This is a genomic window from Bradyrhizobium genosp. P (assembly GCF_049949265.1).
GTDB lineage: Bacteria > Pseudomonadota > Alphaproteobacteria > Rhizobiales > Xanthobacteraceae > Bradyrhizobium.
Map to the genome: position 1 here is coordinate 1,215,302 of NZ_CP188195.1, position 14,886 is coordinate 1,230,187.

15 protein-coding genes are annotated in these 14,886 nt (G+C 63.7%); 9 read left to right on the forward strand and 6 right to left on the reverse strand.

Annotation, left to right across the window (positions count from 1 at the left end):
• Positions 1–130: 130 nt before the first annotated feature.
• Genes ispH through rnhA form a run of 3 tightly spaced genes read left to right on the forward strand, consistent with a single transcriptional unit; the run spans position 131 to position 2,540 of the window.
• Positions 131–1,105, forward strand: a complete 975-nt coding sequence (gene ispH, locus ACP2YO_RS05850; RefSeq protein WP_426443080.1) for a 4-hydroxy-3-methylbut-2-enyl diphosphate reductase — start codon at positions 131–133, stop codon at positions 1,103–1,105.
• Between the two features lie 5 nt (positions 1,106–1,110).
• On the forward strand, positions 1,111–2,091 hold the full coding sequence (locus ACP2YO_RS05855; protein ID WP_426439915.1) for a homoserine kinase: 981 nt from the start codon (positions 1,111–1,113) through the stop codon (positions 2,089–2,091).
• Positions 2,079–2,540, forward strand: coding sequence for a ribonuclease HI (gene rnhA, locus ACP2YO_RS05860; protein WP_426439917.1), 462 nt, complete (start codon positions 2,079–2,081; stop codon positions 2,538–2,540). The genes ACP2YO_RS05855 and rnhA overlap by 13 nt, the downstream gene beginning before the upstream one ends.
• Before the next feature lie 224 nt (positions 2,541–2,764).
• Here the strand turns inward: rnhA and ACP2YO_RS05865 are convergent, their stop codons facing one another.
• The 6 genes from ACP2YO_RS05865 to ACP2YO_RS05890 all read right to left on the reverse strand — a co-directional run bounded on the left by ACP2YO_RS05865 (position 2,765) and on the right by ACP2YO_RS05890 (position 10,421).
• On the reverse strand, positions 2,765–3,250 hold the full coding sequence (locus ACP2YO_RS05865) for a peroxiredoxin (protein WP_426439919.1): 486 nt from the start codon (positions 3,248–3,250) through the stop codon (positions 2,765–2,767).
• A gap of 148 nt (positions 3,251–3,398) precedes the next feature.
• On the reverse strand, positions 3,399–3,953 hold the full coding sequence (locus ACP2YO_RS05870) for a DUF924 family protein (RefSeq protein ID WP_426439921.1): 555 nt from the start codon (positions 3,951–3,953) through the stop codon (positions 3,399–3,401).
• A 24-nt stretch (positions 3,954–3,977) separates the two neighbouring features.
• Positions 3,978–5,660: a long-chain fatty acid--CoA ligase gene (locus ACP2YO_RS05875; RefSeq protein ID WP_426439923.1), complete on the reverse strand. Its 1,683-nt coding sequence runs from the start codon at positions 5,658–5,660 to the stop codon at positions 3,978–3,980.
• Between the two features lie 184 nt (positions 5,661–5,844).
• Positions 5,845–7,224 (reverse strand): D-alanyl-D-alanine carboxypeptidase family protein, encoded by a 1,380-nt coding sequence (locus ACP2YO_RS05880; protein ID WP_426443081.1) that lies wholly within the window; start codon positions 7,222–7,224, stop codon positions 5,845–5,847.
• Positions 7,225–7,486: 262 nt separating this feature from the next.
• Positions 7,487–9,265 (reverse strand): glucan ABC transporter ATP-binding protein/ permease, encoded by a 1,779-nt coding sequence (locus ACP2YO_RS05885; RefSeq protein WP_426439925.1) that lies wholly within the window; start codon positions 9,263–9,265, stop codon positions 7,487–7,489.
• A 97-nt stretch (positions 9,266–9,362) separates the two neighbouring features.
• Positions 9,363–10,421 carry an ABC transporter substrate-binding protein gene (locus ACP2YO_RS05890; protein WP_426439927.1) on the reverse strand — a complete coding sequence of 353 codons (1,059 nt, stop codon included), beginning with the start codon at positions 10,419–10,421 and terminating at the stop codon, positions 9,363–9,365.
• A gap of 255 nt (positions 10,422–10,676) precedes the next feature.
• Between ACP2YO_RS05890 and ACP2YO_RS05895 the strand changes: the two genes are divergently transcribed.
• The 6 genes from ACP2YO_RS05895 (at position 10,677) to ACP2YO_RS05920 (ending at position 14,832) form a co-directional block, all read left to right on the forward strand.
• Positions 10,677–11,117, forward strand: coding sequence for a hypothetical protein (locus tag ACP2YO_RS05895; RefSeq protein WP_426439929.1), 441 nt, complete (start codon positions 10,677–10,679; stop codon positions 11,115–11,117).
• 136 nt (positions 11,118–11,253) lie between these two features.
• Complete coding sequence (hisE, locus tag ACP2YO_RS05900; RefSeq protein ID WP_426439931.1) at positions 11,254–11,655, forward strand: phosphoribosyl-ATP diphosphatase; 402 nt, start codon at positions 11,254–11,256, stop codon at positions 11,653–11,655.
• A gap of 64 nt (positions 11,656–11,719) precedes the next feature.
• On the forward strand, positions 11,720–12,301 hold the full coding sequence (locus tag ACP2YO_RS05905) for a YqaA family protein (protein ID WP_426439933.1): 582 nt from the start codon (positions 11,720–11,722) through the stop codon (positions 12,299–12,301).
• Positions 12,302–12,348: 47 nt separating this feature from the next.
• On the forward strand, positions 12,349–12,897 hold the full coding sequence (locus ACP2YO_RS05910; RefSeq protein ID WP_426439935.1) for a hypothetical protein: 549 nt from the start codon (positions 12,349–12,351) through the stop codon (positions 12,895–12,897).
• 190 nt (positions 12,898–13,087) lie between these two features.
• A complete protein-coding gene (locus ACP2YO_RS05915) occupies positions 13,088–14,059 on the forward strand; it encodes an NAD(P)H-dependent flavin oxidoreductase (RefSeq protein ID WP_426439937.1) in 972 nt (323 codons plus the stop codon).
• Entirely contained in the window at positions 14,059–14,832 is a 774-nt protein-coding gene (locus ACP2YO_RS05920; protein ID WP_426439939.1) for a thioesterase family protein, read from the forward strand. Before ACP2YO_RS05915 ends, ACP2YO_RS05920 begins: the two co-directional genes overlap by 1 nt.
• Positions 14,833–14,886: the final 54 nt, after the last annotated feature.

The following is a 14,886-nucleotide window of genomic DNA, read 5'->3' on the forward strand; positions in this document are numbered from 1 at the left end:
GGGAATGGCGCAATGGGCCAGCAAAATCGCCTTGACAGAGCCCGAAAGCAGTCCCAAGTCGTTATCCAAACTGGCCGTTCCCCGCCCGCCGGCGAGGGGTGATTCGGTCCCGGGATGCCCCATGTCAGCGATGAAACCCGACCCAAAACCCGACTTGAGAATCGTGCTCTGTTCCCCGCGTGGCTTCTGCGCCGGGGTGGTTCGCGCCATCGACACGGTGGAACGGGCGCTCACCATCTACGGGGCCCCGGTCTATGTCCGGCACGAGATCGTTCATAACAAGTATGTGGTGGACAGCCTGAAGACCAAAGGCGCTATTTTCGTCGAGGAACTGGCCGAAATCCCCGACGATACCAATGCGCCGGTGGTGTTTTCCGCCCACGGGGTTCCCAAATCGGTTCCGGCCGAGGCCAAATCCCGCAATTTCTTCTCGCTGGACGCGACCTGCCCGCTGGTGACCAAGGTCCACCGCGAGGCGGCGATCCACTTCAAGCGCGGCCGCGAGATCTTCCTGATCGGGCATTCGCACCATCCGGAGGTGGTCGGCACCCTGGGCCAGCTCCCGCAAGGCGCCGTCACCCTGATCGAGACAGCCGAGGACGCCAAGACCATCGCGCCGAAGGATCCGAACAACCTCGCCTTTGTGACCCAGACCACGCTGTCGATCGACGACACCGCGGAGATCGTGTCGCTGCTCAAGGAGCGCTTCCCGAACATCAACGGGCCGCACAAGGAAGACATTTGCTACGCCACCACCAACCGCCAGCTTGCGGTCAAGAAGGTGGCTCCGGTGGTCGACGCGCTGATCGTGGTCGGCGCGCCGAACTCGTCGAACTCGCAGCGCCTGCGCGAGGTTGCCGAGCGCGAGGGCTGTCCGATTGCCGTGCTTGCCCAGCGCGCCAGCGACATCGACTGGCAGCGTTTCGAGGGCATCACGAGCCTCGGCATCACCGCGGGCGCCTCGGCGCCGGAGGTGATCGTCGAGGAGATCATGGGGGCCTTCGCCGAACGCTACGAACTTCACGTCGAGACGGTCTCGGCTGCGGAGGAGAACGAATTCTTCCCGCTGCCACGCTCGCTGCGGCCCGAAGCCGCCGCGGAATAGACCATATGGCGGTCTACACCGACGTTGCCGCCGAAGACCTCGCGGAATTCCTTGGGAGTTACGACATCGGCGAACTGCTCTCCTACAAGGGCATCGCCGAAGGCGTCGAGAATTCGAACTTCCTGCTGCACACGAGCCAGGGCGCTTACATCCTCACGCTCTACGAAAAGCGCGTGGCGGAGGATGATCTGCCGTATTTCCTGTCGCTGATGGCGCATCTCGCCGCGCGCGGCGTCTCGTGCCCGCAGCCGGCCAGGAACCGCAAGGGCGAGGTGTATAGCCGGCTGGCCGCCCGGCCGGCGGCGATCATCAACTTCCTCGAAGGCGTGTGGCCGCGGCGGCCCAACGTGGCGCATTGCGCCGGCGTTGGCGAGGCGCTCGCCAGGATGCATCTCGCCGGGCACGACTTCCCGTTGGTTCGCGAGAATCCGCTGTCGGTCGGTGGCTGGCGGCCGCTGTTCGATCTCGCCGCCGCGCGGGCCGACAGCGTACAGGCGGGATTGCACGATTTCATCGCGCGCGAGCTCGATCATCTCGAAGCAAGCTGGCCGAGCGACCTGCCGGTCGGCGTCATCCATGCCGACCTGTTCCCCGACAATGTGTTCTTCCTCGGCGACAAGCTCTCGGGGCTGATCGACTTCCCGTTCGCCTGCAACGACATCCTGGCCTACGACGTCGCGATCTGCCTGAACGCCTGGTGCTTCGAGCCGGATCATTCCTTCAACGTCACCAAGGCTCGCGCGCTGCTCAATGCTTACGGCCGCGAACGACCGTTGTCGGCGACGGAAGAGGCCGCGCTGGCGCTGCTGGCGCGCGGTGCCGCGATGCGCTTCCTGCTCACCCGTCTGGTTGATTTCCTCAACGTGCCCGAGGGCGCACTGGTGCAGCCAAAGGACCCGCTGGAATATGTCCGCAAGCTGCGCTTCCAGCAGAACGTCGCAAGCCTGCGCGACTACGGCATCACGACGGCGGGATGCGCGGCGTGAGCGACAAGCCGCATGTGATCGTTTTCACCGATGGTGCCTGCTCCGGAAATCCCGGCCCGGGCGGGTGGGGCGCGATCCTGAGATTCGGCGACACCGAAAAGGAATTGAAGGGCGGCGAGGCCCACACCACCAACAACCGCATGGAGTTGATGGCAGCGATCTCGGCGCTCGAAGCCTTGAAGAAGCCCTGCGTCGTCGATCTCACCACCGACAGCCAGTATGTCCGCCAGGGCATCACCGGCTGGATCCACGGCTGGAAGCGCAACGGCTGGCGCACCGCTGACAAGAAGCCGGTCAAGAATGTCGAGCTGTGGCAGCGTCTCGACGCCGCGCTGAAGCCGCATGAAGTGCGCTGGCACTGGATCAAGGGCCACGCCGGTCACGCCGAAAACGAACGCGCCGATCAGCTGGCGCGGGAAGGCGTCGCGATGGCGAAGTTGAAGGCGTAGGGCAGGCGTACGCCCCACGTATGCTGCGTAGGGTGGGTGGAGCGTAGCGATACCCACCATCTCAATGCGCGGCACGAAAGTGATGGGTATCGCTTCGCTCCACCCATCCTACGAGTTCTCGGTTTGTAGGGTGGGCAAAGACGCACTTGCGCCGTGCCCACCGTCAAGTGTCGCGCTCGCGATTGTGGGCACGCTTCGCTTTGCCCACCCTACGACGCGTCAGCTCAGAGCTGCCCCAGCAGCGTGTCGCCGCCGGAGACTTCGACCTTGCCCGGAGCCGGCTCCTTGTTGAGCTTCTTCACCACGCCGTCCTCGACCAGCATCGAATAGCGGTGGGAGCGGATGCCGAGCCCGTTGCCGGAGGCGTCGAGCTCCATGCCGATCGCCTTGGTGAAGTCGGCGTTGCCGTCGGCGAGGAAGGTGGCTTCGTCGCGCTGGTCGGTGTCGCGCTTCCAGGCGTTCATCACGAAAGCGTCGTTGACCGAGACGATCGCGATGGTGTCGACGCCCTTGTTCTTGATGGCGTAGGCATTGAGGAAGATGCTCGGCAGATGCATCTTGTGGCAGGTGCCGGTGTAGGCGCCGGGCACCGCGAACAGGGCGACCTTCTTGCCCTTGAAGATGTCGTCGGTGGTTTTGACCTGGGGTCCTTCGGCGGTCATCACGCGAAACTTCGTTTCCGGCAGCTTGTCGCCAACATTGATCGTCATCGTCATTCTCCCTCAGTGTGCGGAATGGTCTTAAACCCGGCGGTCGAAGGGCACAATATTGGCTGCGGTGGAAACGGCAATGGCGGCCAGCGCTCAATGTTGCGTCATTTGAGCATTTTCGCCTGAAGAAAACGCGTCAAACCATGCTCTAGCCCGAAAACCCGCCCGCATCGAGAAATGCCTGTTCTTCAGGCGTGGTCGGCCGACCCAGGATACGGTTACGGTGCGGAAAGCGGCCGAACCTGCGGATGATCTCAGCGTGATCCTCGGCGTATTTCAGGTTCTCTTCATTGTCGGACTTCCGGAACAGCGCGACGCAGCGCTGCTGGTCGGCTAGATGTTCCGAATGCATGAAGGGCAGATAGAGGAATTCGCGTAAACGCGGATCGATCCTTCCATCCACGCCGCGGTCGATGGCGCGGCCCGCGACCTCGCGCGCCAGCGCATCGCTCGCATAGGTCCGTGCGTCCTGGCGAAACATGTTGCGCGGAAACTGGTCGAGCACGATGGTCAATGCCAGCGCGCCGCCGTCGCTTGTCTCCCATGACGATAACTCGCCGGCGACCGCCGTCTGCCACGTCGTGAGGAAACGGCGATGCACCTCGGCATCGAACGCCTCGTCGCGCTTGTACCAGCGGTCGCGGTCGGCCTCGCGCCAGAACGCGAGAATCTCGGCCGGTGTTGCGACGCGTGCATCGGTCATGGTCCATCGCTCGCGCCGTTGGTCTCAGGCCGCGGCCTTCTTCTCGTCGCGCAGCTCGCGGCGCAGGATCTTGCCGACATTGGTCTTCGGCAGATCGGTCCTGAACTCGATCTGCTTCGGCACCTTGTAGCCGGTGAGCTGGGTGGCGCTGTACTTGATGATGTCGTCGGCCGTGACGTTCGGGTCCTTCTTGACCACGAAGGCCTTCACGGCTTCGCCGGACTTCGCGTCGGGCACGCCGATCACGGCGCATTCGAGCACGCCAGGATGGCTCGCGAGCACTTCCTCGATCTCGTTCGGATAGACGTTGAAGCCCGAGACCAGGATCATGTCCTTCTTGCGGTCGACGATCTTGGTGTAACCCTGCTCGTCCATCACGCCGATGTCGCCGGTGCGGAAATAGCCGTCTGCTGTCATCACGCGCGCAGTCTCGTCCGGCCTGTTCCAGTAGCCGATCATCACCTGCGGGCCCTTGGCGCAGATCTCACCGGCCTGACCGATCGGCAGCTCGTTGCCGTCGTCGTCGCGAATCGACAGATGGGTGGAGGGCACCGGCAGCCCGATCGTACCGGAGAAACTTTCGATGTCGGCGCGATTGCAGGTCAGTGTCGGCGAGGTCTCCGAGAGCCCATAGCCTTCCGACAGCGGGATGCCGGTTACCTTGAGCCACTTCTCGGCGACCGGTTTTTGCGTCGCCATGCCCCCGCCATTGGCAATCTTCAACTTGGAGAAATCCAGTTTGTCGAAGCCTGGCGTGTTCAACAGGCCATTGTAGAGCGTGTTGACCGCCGGGAAAAAGCTGACCTGGTATTTCGCCAGCTCCTTGATGAAGCCGGCCATGTCGCGCGGGTTGGGAATCAGCAGATTGGTGCCGCCGGAGCGCACCCCCAGCAGGTAGCACGCGGTCAGGGCGAAGATGTGATAGAGCGGCAACGCGCAGACGATTACCATCTGGTCGACGATCGGCGGCTTCTTCAGCGCCGGCTGCAACCAGGCGTCGTTCTGCAGCACGTTGGCGAGCACGTTCTGGTGGATCAGCGTGGCTCCCTTGGAGACCCCCGTCGTGCCGCCGGTATATTGCAGGAAGGCGACGTCCTCGCGCGTCAAAGGTGGCTTGTTGAGCTTCAGCCCGCGGCCGGCCGACAGCGCGTCATTGAAGCTGACGGCGCCCGGGATCGACCAGGCCGGTACCATCTTCTTCACGCGCCGTACCACCAGGTTGACGATCACGCCCTTGAAGCCGAGCAGGTCGCCCATGCTGCCGACGATGACGTGCTTGACAGCGGTGTTGGCGAGCACCTTCTGGACGGTGGTGGCGAAGTTCTCCAGTACGATGATCACCTCGGCGCCGGAATCCTTGAGCTGATGCTCGAGTTCGCGCGGGGTGTAGAGCGGATTGACGTTGACGACGGCATAGCCGGCGCGTAGCACCGCGGCGGTCGCGACCGGATATTGCAGCACGTTCGGCATCATCAGTGCGACGCGCGCGCCCTTCTGCAGGCCCTTGCTCTGCAGATAGGCGCCGAGCGCGGTCGACATCTGGTCGAGGTCACGATAGGTGATCGACTTGTCCATGCAGATGAACGCCTTGCGATCGGCGTACTTCTTGAAGCTCTCCTCCAGCAACTCGACCAGCGACGAATATTGCGTGATGTCGATATCGGCAGGTACGCCGGCCGGATATTGCTTGAGCCAAATACGCTCCATGGTCGTCAATCCCCTCTCGTGACTTTTGATTGGTTTGCTTTGATTAATTCGCCCGATGTCCCGGATTGCTTCCGGGTTGCTCGAGCCTCACCGCGCTATTGATGGCAGTATTGAGCGACGCCGCCACCGATGGCAAGCCGCTGCGCGCCATCGACGCATTGGACATTAAAGGGCCGGAATCCGGCTAGCTGGCCGGCTTGGCCTCGGTCTTCGGTTCAGCCTTCGGTTCAGCCTTGGGCTTGGCGGCGGCCTTCGGCTTTGCAGCCACGGGCTTTGCCGCGGCGGCTGGCTTGTCGGCGGCCGGCTTCGCAGCGGCCGCATCCGGCTTCGCATTGGCGTGGCGGGCCGGCTTGACCGCCTTCTTGGTGTCGGGTTTGGCGTCGCCCTTGACGTCACCTTTGGCATCGGCCGCAGTGTCCGGCTTGCTGGCCCTGACGACGACGCGGACGCGCTTGCCGCGCTTGACCGGCTGGTCCTTGTCGCTGTCGGCCGCGACGGCTGCGACCAGTGCGGCGCCGGTCCTGGTCGGCCCGGTGTAGACCACAATCGGCTCCGACGCCGCGGGCGGCAGGTCGAGCAACTCGGATGGTTTCGGCAACGCGGCTTGCAGGCCAGAGGCAAAGAAGGTCGCGGTGCTCTCGCCGTTGGTGGCCGAACCGCCGGCGCCGCTGGCCATGGTGTCTTCCTCTTCGTCGCTGGCGGGCCGCTTGTGCTTGCCGCCGCACATCTCGTCGCGCAGGTTCGGCGGCGAGGCATCGATCGGGACCAGATTGTCGACCGTGCCGAGCGAGGGACGCAGCCACGCCAGCCCGTTATTGGCAAAGCCGCGATCCAGCAACTGCGCGGCGCGGACCGCGCGCATGCGGCCGGAGGAGGCGCCGAGCACGACGGCGATCAGCCGCTTGCCGTCATGCGTCGCCGAGGCCACGAGATTGTAGCCGGACGCGCAGATAAAGCCGGTCTTGAAGCCGTCGGCACCCGGATAGCGGCCGATCAGCTTGTTGAAGTTCTGAGTGACCCGGCGGCCGAAGCGGATCGACGGGATGTGGACGAAATATTCGTATTCGGGCAGGTCGCGGATGATGCCGCGAGCAAGGATCGCAAGATCGCGCGCCGAGGTGATCTGGCCGTCGGCGGGCAGGCCGTTCGGGTTGACGTAGCTCGTTTGCGTCATGCCGAGCTTCTGCGCGGCCTGGTTCATCATCGCCGAAAAACCGTCGATCGAGCCGCCGACGCCTTCGGCCAGTACGACCGCCATGTCGTTGGCCGACTTCACCAGCATCATCTTCAGGGCATTGTCGACGGTGACCTGGGTGCCGGGCCGCAGGCCCATCTTCGAGGGCGATTGCGAGGCCGCGACCGGCGACACCGTGACCAGCGTGTCGAGCGATATGCGGCCTTCCTTGACCGCGGTCAGCGTCACATAGGCCGTCATCAGCTTGCTAAGCGAGGCCGGATACCACGGCATCGTCGCATTGTCGGCCTGCAGCACCTTTCCGGTGTCGGCCTCGACCACCAGCAGCGCCTCCGCCTGAGCCATGCGCGGCGCCACGATAGCGAGCATCGCGACGGCAAGAGTCCATTTCAACGACGGGTTGCGCAGCAGCGGGCGAAGAAATTGCACGAGTCCGGTTCCGGTCCTTTGAGACCCGCCTTCAAAAAGGAGGTCTTTGCGATATGACGTTCGGGTTTCAAGCCTGTCCGGGAGCCGCTTTGCGGCGGTGCAAACTCTATACCGGAGCGCCAGCGGAGAACAGGGGCCGCACAATTAAATCGTGGACGAAGTCGGCTGAATTTCGGCAGCCGCCTCAATTAGAAAGCCGGAATTATGGGGCATCTATGGCAGCCCGCGACTCCTCCTGCACCATGAACTGGGCGCGCGCGAGATCGGCAAAACGGCCACCTTTTGCGACGAGTTCATCGAAAGTTCCGCTTTCGATCACCTTTCCCTGGTCGAACATCAGGATGCGCGTGGCGTGGCGGATCGTGGAGAGGCGGTGCGCGATCACAAATGTGGTACGGCCTTTCATCACTTCATCGAGAGCGGCGTTGAGCTTGGCCTCGGTGACGGCGTCGAGCGCGCTGGTCGCCTCGTCCAGGATCAGGATCGGCGGATCCTTCAACAGCGCGCGCGCGATCGACAGCCGCTGGCGCTCGCCGCCGGACAGCATGCGGCCGCGTTCGCCGGCATGGGTGTCGAATTTCTTTTCGCTGCGTTCGATGAAATCCAGCGCCTGCGCGCGCGCCGCGGCGGTACGCAGTTCCTCATCGGTTGCATCAGGCTTGCCGACGCGCAAATTCTCGGCGATCGAGCGGTTGAACAGCAGCGCTTCCTGGAACACCACACCGATGTTCCGCCGCAGCGCCGTCAGCTTCAGCGCGCGTATATCCATACCGTCGATCTCGATGATGCCGGATTGCGGATCGAAGGCGCGATGCAGAAGCGCGATTGCGGTGGATTTGCCGGCGCCGGTCGGGCCGACCAGCGCGATGGTCTGGCCGGGCAGTGCGGTGAAGGAGAGATCCTCGATCGCCGGCCGCTTGCCGTCATAGGAGAACGAGACGTCGTTGAACTCGATCAGGCCGGAAAGCCGTCCGGGATCGACCGCACCCGGCCGGTCGCGCACCGCCGGCACCGCATCGAGCACGTCGAAGAATTCCTGCAAGCGCGGCGCTTCCATGAACACGCTGTTGATGAAGCTCACGACCTGCTCGAGCTTCTGGATCAGCATGGTCGCGAACGAGACGAACATCACGATCTCGCCGACCGTGGTCAGGCCCTGTTCGTGCAGCGCGATGCCGACGGTGAAGATCGCGAGCACCGTGATTGTGGTCGATGCGCGGGTGATGACGGTGACCAGCGCCCACCAGGACAGCACCGGCATCTGCACCGCGAGCAGCTTGTCGGCGACGTAGCGCAGGCCCTGCACCTCGGAATCGATCCGCACGAAGCTCTGCACCAGTGCGACATTGCCGAGTGCGTCGGAGGCGCGCGTCGAGAGGTCGCTGTAATAGGCCTCGACCTCGCTCTGCATACCATAAGTCTTGCGCACGACGAGTGTGGTCAGCACCGTGAAGACGACGCAGAGCGCGAACAGCAGGATCGCCAGACGCCAGTTGATGTAGAGCGCAAGCGGCAGCAGCACGATCAGCGACATGATCGCGGCGAAATGTTCGCGGAAGAAGCCGAGCCAGAGCCGCCACAGCGCGTCGGTGCCGTTCAGCATCACTTTCATCAGCCGGCCCGAATGGGTGCCGGAATGGAAGGTCAGTGGCAGCTGCATGATGTGCTCGAAATAGCTGGTCAACACGGCCTGGCGCTGGCGGTGCGCCAGCCGGTCGGCCTGCAGAGCGACTGCCGCGCTGCAGCCGATCGTAAACAGGCCGAACGCGGCCCAGGCCACCAGCAGCGGCCATGGTGAGGAAGTCGCGAACAGGCCGGTGGCCGGCCTGCCCGACAGCACGTCGACGATCTTGCCGAACAACACCGGCTCGGCGAATTGCGCGCCGGCGAGCAGCAGATTGGCCGCGGCGAGGATCCAGCCGAGCCGCGCTTCCTTGCCGAGCAATTCCAGAACGCGGGTATAGAGGCGGAGCATGGACATGCAAGCGAGACTCTTGGAAGCGATCAGCGCCCGATCAGGCGGCCCGCAATTTAATCAGGGTTCGCCACCGAGGGCCAGCGGCGAGAGCGCGTTTTGCTCAGTTGATCAGCCGGTCATCGCGCGGCGGCAGGAACGACTCGTCGAAGATGTCGGAGGCGTGCGGCCGCTTCTGGAATTTGAAATCCTCCGCGAGCTGGTCGATTGCCCGCTCGAAGCGCGCCGGATCGATTCCGCCGATCCCGTTGCGCTTCACCTCGCCGGTGAGGATGCTATCGCTGATGATGACGCGCAGCCGCGCCTGCTCCAGTTCGAGCGAACCGCCATCCATCCGGCTGACCACCTCGGTGGCGGCGCGGGCAGGATCCTTGATAGCAAGGCTGGTGCCACCGATCAGCGCCCGTACAAAGCCCTTCACCGCATCGGGCTTCGCTGCGGCGAGCCGCGGACTGACGATCACGGCAAAGCCGTAGGCCTCACAGCCATAGTCGGCGAAGCGCAGCACGGCGAGATCGTCGGCCGGCACGCCGCGATCCCGCAGGTTGATCGCCGACAAATAGGAGAAGCCGGTGACGGCATCGACCTGGCCGGCCGAGAGCATCGGCTCGCGCACCGCGGCGCTGATGCTGTTCTGCTTCACGCTTCCCAACTTGATGCCGTTGAGCTTGGCGACCGCCGGCCACAGCCGGATCGAGAGGTCGCCCTCGGCGACGCCGAGGGTTTTGCCCTGGACGTCCGACAGCGCCTTGATGCCGCGGCTCTTGCGGGCGATGATCGCGTAGGGCGCCTCGTTGAACAGCACGAACACCGCCTTTACCGGCGCGGCATGCGGCGTATCGCGAAACCGGATCAGCGAATTGATATCGACGAGGGCGAAGTCGCTCGAGCCGTCGGCGACGCGCGCAATCGCTTCCGCCGAACTGGGGGCTATGTTGGTGCCGACCGAAAGGCCTTCGGCGCTGAACAGTCCGCCCACTGCCGCCATCACGAATGGTGCAGCGGCGGCATCGAGCGGCCGGTCGAGCGTGAACTGGATTGCGAGCGGCGGTAGCGGATCGTTCGCGGCGCGCAGCGGCGCTGCTGCGGACCACACGCCGCCCGCTAGCCCGATCAAAAGAGCCAGCATCAGGCGGAGAGCAGTGGTCCGACTTAGGTGCATCATGACATCCGGGGAGCGAGACAAAGTGCCGCGCCGGCCGCGCCTGTTTCATGACATCGAATGCGTCATGGCAAGCGTCAATTTAAGGGCATTCTGCCTCATGCAAACTGAACGGACGATGACCGATTTTGCCAAGAGCTGCCAAGATCTCGCCAAGGGTTGTTCAGCTTCCATTTGGCTTGCGGAACCTAATCTAAAGCCGGTGGTTAGCTAACCAAGGCCCGTCGGGGCCGGCTTCCACAAAGGAAGACTGCAATGTTTGCGCGAAAGGGTGTTTTTTCGTCCATTGGCCGCGCCGCCACGCTGGCAACCATTGCCGCGATGGCGCTGACGGCCGTTGAGCCGACGATGGCGTTTGCGGGCTCCGTTGCAACGGGCAAGGCCGCTACTGTGACATCGTCCCACGGGACCAGCGGCGCAACCGATATCAGCGCGCGGCGCCGTTACTATCGCGGCGGTGGCGCTGCGGCGGCGGCCGCGTTCGCCGGCATCGTCGGCACGGGCATCGCTGTCATCGCCGCGCAGAACCGCCGCGCCGACTATGACGCTTACGACTACTATGGTGGCGGTCCCGGCTATTACGGTGGCGGTCCAGCTTACTATGGCGGCGGCCCGGTCTACTATGGCGGTGGTCCGTCCTACGGTTACGGCGGTTATTACGGGAGCCGTTCGCAACTGCCCTTCCAACCGAATTGACGCAGACGCTCGATCGCTGGTTCGGTTCTCACAACTGTCACAAAACATCGATCCACCGGCCTTCCGGCCGGTGGATTTTTTAATTGCCAAGCAAGCCGTTAACACGCTGGCGACGAGTTTCGATTAGGCTGGACGCATGAGTGATTCGATCGAGCGGCTGTATGAGGCGGTGATCGCGGCGAGGGATCTTGATCCGGCAACGTCGCGTACGGCACGGCTGTTTCAGCGTGGTCCGGCCAAAATGGCCAAGAAGCTCGCCGAGGAAGCCATCGAGGTCGCGATCGACGCCGTCAGCGGCAAGTCCGATGCCGTGGTCCGTGAAAGTGCCGATCTGCTCTACAATCTAACCGTCCTGTGGGCTTCGGCCGGTGTCAGGCCGGAGGATGTCTGGCACGAGATGCAGCGGCGCGAGCGTCTGCTCGGGCTCGCCGAGAAGCTGCCGAAATCACCGGTCAAATTGCCGAAAACCGCGCCCGTTCCGGTCGTTCGGCGTCGAATTGACGCGCTGGAAAGCCGCCTGCGCAAACGGCAGTCGTAAATCGCCCGAAAATCAGCCGATTCCCGGCATGGACAAATCCGCTCGATGATGGTTCATCGCGCCCATGCTGAAACGGATTTACGACTGGTGCATCGGCGCCGCCGACAAGCCCTACGCACTCTGGATTCTCGCAGCGCTAGCCTTCGCTGAGAGTTCCTTCTTCCCCGTTCCCCCGGACATCATGCTGCTGCCGATGTCGCTGGCGCAGCCGAGGCGAGCGTGGTGGTTCGCGACTGTCTGCACCATCGCGTCCGTCGTCGGCGGCGTGCTCGGCTACGCGATCGGCGCGTTGCTTTATGACTCGCTCGGGCAGTGGCTGATCCATCTCTACGGTCTTTCCGACAAGGTCGACGCGTTCCGCGCCTCCTATGCCGAGTGGGGCGCGGTGATCATCTTGGTGAAGGGATTCTTGCCGATCCCTTACAAGCTTGTGACCATCACCTCGGGCTTTGCCGGCTACAACATCTGGCTGTTCATCCTGTTCTCGATCATCACCCGGGGCGGCCGTTTCTTCATTGAGGCGGTGGTGCTCAACCGCTACGGTGATTTCATCCGCAAGGAGTTGGAGAAGCGGCTCGGCCTGTGGGTCGCGATCTTCGCGATCGTGCTGGTGCTGGGGTTTGTTGTCGCATTGAAGCTGATCTAGCGGTTGTCGGCTTTGCCGATCGCGGGCTTCGGGCTACGCTGGCCACGATGGCTGATGGAATCGACAACCTGCTAAGTCTTGCTGGCGCACGTGCCGTGATCGCAGGCCTTGCGTTGTCGATGGTCCTGGCAACAACCGACTGCGGCTGCGCCCAGACCGGGACGCCCGCGCTCGGCGTACAGTCGTCGACACAGCAACCATTGCCGCCGGAGCCGCAGCAGATTGAGCTGCCGCCTGCACCGGTCGAACACGATAATCCCGGGCTGATCAGCGAAATCGGAAAGCTGTTCGAGAAATCGAAGTCGATGCTGCCCCCGTTGAAGAGCCCGAGCGAGACCATGAACGACCTGTCGAACATCGCGCGCCCCTCGGCGATGGTCTCGGGACGCGCGGCCTGCGTCGTCGCCTCGAACGGCGCGCCCGACTGCAAGATCGGCGCTGACAGGCTGTGCCAGAGCAAGGGGTTCAAGGAGGGCAAGAGCCTCGATACCGACGCCTCCGAGAAATGCTCGCCGCTGGTCTACCTGCCGGGCCACAAGCGCGGCCCGAACGACTGCAAGACCGAAAATTTCGTGACACGGGCGCTCTGCCAATAGGCGCGGTCCGACCGAGGGCTGGGATACCAGAATGCCTGAGAAAAATGCAGCGTCTGGATGAGGTTTTGTCACTCATTTCGCAGCGCCCAAACGCAATACTTGACAGTGGAAAGATTGCCTTGTTGGTATGACGCCTGAAATCTCCAGGCCGCGACCGCGTTCCGCCTGATAACCGAAGGATCGGCTTCCAATGTCCATGCCTGCTCTGTTCAAGGGCCGTCTGTCTCTTCCCGTGATCGGGGCACCGCTGTTCATCATCTCCGTGCCCGACCTCGTCATCGCGCAGTGCAAGGCCGGCGTGGTCGGCTCGTTTCCGGCGCTGAACGCCCGCCCGCCCGAGCTGCTCGACGAATGGCTGCACCGGATCAAGGAAGAGCTCGCCGCTTACGACAAGGCGCATCCGGAGCGGCCGTCGGCGCCGTTCGCGGTGAACCAGATCGTGCACAAGTCCAACAACCGGCTCGATCACGACATGGCGCTTTGCGAGAAGCACAAGGTGCCGATGATCATTTCCTCGCTCGGCGCGCGCGAGGAACTCAATCAGGCCGTCCACGGCTGGGGCGGCATCGTCTTCCACGACGTCATCAACCAGAAGTTCGCGCACAAGGCGATCGAGAAGGGCGCCGACGGCCTGATCCTGGTCGCGGCGGGCGCCGGCGGCCATGCCGGCACGATCTCGCCGTTCCCGTTCGTGGAAGAAACACGGCAGTGGTTCGACGGGCCGATCGCGTTGTCGGGCACCATCGCCAACGGCCGCGCCATCCGCGCCGCACGCGTCATCGGTGCCGACTTCGCCTATATCGGCTCGGCCTTCATCGCGACGCAGGAGGCGAACGCGGTCGAGGGCTACAAGAGCATGATCACCAATTCGTCCGCCGAGGACATCGTCTATTCAAACCTGTTCACCGGCGTGCACGGCAACTACCTGAAACCCTCGATCGTCGCGGCCGGCATGGATCCGGAGAATCTGCCGACTTCGGATCCCTCCAAGATGAGCTTCGGCACTGATTCCTCTGGTGAACGCGCCAAGCCGAAGGCCTGGAAGGAGATCTGGGGTTCAGGCCAGGGCGTCGGCAGTATCGCCAAGGTGTTGCCCGCGGCCGAATTGATCGCGCGGTTCCGGAACGAATATGAAGCGGCGGTCGATCCGGCACTTCCCTGATGGAGCCGATCTTTCGCGTTGACGGCAATCGCGTCGTCACCAGTCCCCGCGCCGCGGGCCCATGGGACCCGCGGATGCAGCACGGCTCTGCACCGGCGGCCCTCGTGGTCTGGGCCGCCGAAGCCATTCCTGCCCCCGTGCCGATGCGGATCGCACGCGTGACGATCGATCTGATGCGTCCGGTGCCGGTCGCGCCGCTGACGATCGAGAGCGAGGTGCTGCGCGAGGGCCGCAAGATCCAGCTTTGCGGCATCAGGCTGAAGGCCGACGGCGTCGTCGTGGTCTCCGCCAGCGTGCTGAAGATCAAGGAGCAGGCGGCGGCGCTGCCGCCCGAGATCGCCGATCTGCCGCTCGATCTGCCGGGACCGGATCAGTCGATGGTTGAACCCGCCGATCATGCCGGCAGCCCGTTCACGACATGCATTTCGATGCGTGCCGCACGCGGCCGCTTTGGCATGGTCGGCCCCGGCGCGGTCTGGTTTCGGATCGACCAGCCGCTCATCGAGGGATCAAATATCTCGCAAGCGATGCGCGCCGTCGTCGCGGCCGATTTTTCCAACGGCACCTCTTCGGCGCTGGATTTCCGGGAATGGACGTTCATCAACGCCGATCTCAGCGTCAATTTCGCGCGACAGCCGGTCGGCGAATGGATCCTGCTCGATGGAGAATGCTGGATCGGCCCCGACGGCGCCGGGCTGGCGATGTCGCGGCTTGCCGACCAGCAGGGCTATTTCGGCCGCGCCGTCCAGAGCCTGGTGATCGAGAAGCGCTAGCCTCGTAGCTGATCGCAGCGAAACGGCGTGTGCTGGGGCCGATTTCCTTCCCGC

Excerpts from the sequence above, each read along its gene's own strand:
- ACP2YO_RS05895 (WP_426439929.1), top strand. The coding sequence starts at position 10,677 with ATGTTTGCGCGAAAGGGTGTTTTTTCGTCCATTGGCCGCGCCGCCACG.
- ACP2YO_RS05890 (WP_426439927.1), bottom strand. The coding sequence starts at position 10,421 with ATGCACCTAAGTCGGACCACTGCTCTCCGCCTGATGCTGGCTCTTTTG.
- rnhA (WP_426439917.1), top strand. The coding sequence starts at position 2,079 with ATGCGCGGCGTGAGCGACAAGCCGCATGTGATCGTTTTCACCGATGGT.
- ACP2YO_RS05885 (WP_426439925.1), bottom strand. The coding sequence starts at position 9,265 with ATGTCCATGCTCCGCCTCTATACCCGCGTTCTGGAATTGCTCGGCAAG.
- ACP2YO_RS05880 (WP_426443081.1), bottom strand. The coding sequence starts at position 7,224 with ATGCTCGCTATCGTGGCGCCGCGCATGGCTCAGGCGGAGGCGCTGCTG.
- ACP2YO_RS05910 (WP_426439935.1), top strand. The coding sequence starts at position 12,349 with ATGGCTGATGGAATCGACAACCTGCTAAGTCTTGCTGGCGCACGTGCC.
- ACP2YO_RS05920 (WP_426439939.1), top strand. The coding sequence starts at position 14,059 with ATGGAGCCGATCTTTCGCGTTGACGGCAATCGCGTCGTCACCAGTCCC.
- ispH (WP_426443080.1), top strand. The coding sequence starts at position 131 with ATGAAACCCGACCCAAAACCCGACTTGAGAATCGTGCTCTGTTCCCCG.
- ACP2YO_RS05870 (WP_426439921.1), bottom strand. The coding sequence starts at position 3,953 with ATGACCGATGCACGCGTCGCAACACCGGCCGAGATTCTCGCGTTCTGG.
- ACP2YO_RS05855 (WP_426439915.1), top strand. The coding sequence starts at position 1,111 with ATGGCGGTCTACACCGACGTTGCCGCCGAAGACCTCGCGGAATTCCTT.
- hisE (WP_426439931.1), top strand. The coding sequence starts at position 11,254 with ATGAGTGATTCGATCGAGCGGCTGTATGAGGCGGTGATCGCGGCGAGG.
- ACP2YO_RS05865 (WP_426439919.1), bottom strand. The coding sequence starts at position 3,250 with ATGACGATCAATGTTGGCGACAAGCTGCCGGAAACGAAGTTTCGCGTG.
- ACP2YO_RS05905 (WP_426439933.1), top strand. The coding sequence starts at position 11,720 with ATGCTGAAACGGATTTACGACTGGTGCATCGGCGCCGCCGACAAGCCC.
- ACP2YO_RS05875 (WP_426439923.1), bottom strand. The coding sequence starts at position 5,660 with ATGGAGCGTATTTGGCTCAAGCAATATCCGGCCGGCGTACCTGCCGAT.
- ACP2YO_RS05915 (WP_426439937.1), top strand. The coding sequence starts at position 13,088 with ATGTCCATGCCTGCTCTGTTCAAGGGCCGTCTGTCTCTTCCCGTGATC.